This is a genomic window from Thalassovita aquimarina, assembly GCF_018219815.1.
Classification (GTDB): domain Bacteria; phylum Pseudomonadota; class Alphaproteobacteria; order Rhodobacterales; family Rhodobacteraceae; genus Thalassobius; species Thalassobius aquimarinus.
The window spans coordinates 1-361 of sequence record NZ_JADMKU010000062.1 but is presented as its reverse complement, the minus strand read 5'-3'; the positions used below and the strand labels follow the sequence as shown (position 1 = coordinate 361).

At 60.1% G+C, this 361-nt stretch carries 1 protein-coding gene; it reads right to left on the bottom strand.

Annotated features, from left to right (window positions below; genetic code table 11):
* Positions 1 to 26: 26 nt before the first annotated feature.
* Positions 27 to 361 (bottom strand): integrase core domain-containing protein (locus tag IT775_RS21185; RefSeq protein ID WP_246525810.1); only part of this gene is annotated, 335 nt, incomplete at its 5' end.

The following is a 361-nucleotide window of genomic DNA, read 5'->3' as shown; positions in this document are numbered from 1 at the left end:
TGACGTTGCCCCCTGATCCGGGCCGTTCAGGTGTAGAATCCGTTCCTGTTTCTTTCTGTTGATTTGGTTACGGTCAAGGCCTGCTGAGCGGAGCCCATGCGGAGCTCAAGCGAAGCAGGCCGGGCGGCACGGTTGAGGTTGGCGAAGACGGCCGGAGCCAACCCGCCAAGGGATGTGTGTGGTCGCTCTGTGTTGTAGTCGATCCTCCAGGTTTCGATGATCCGGCGTGCTTCGGCGAGGTTGCCAAAGATGTGCTCGTTCAGGCATTCGTCCCGCAGGCGGCCGTTAAAGCTTTCCACAAAGGCATTCTGCATCGGCTTGCCGGGGGCGATGTAGTGCCAGTTCACACCGGTGTCCTGGC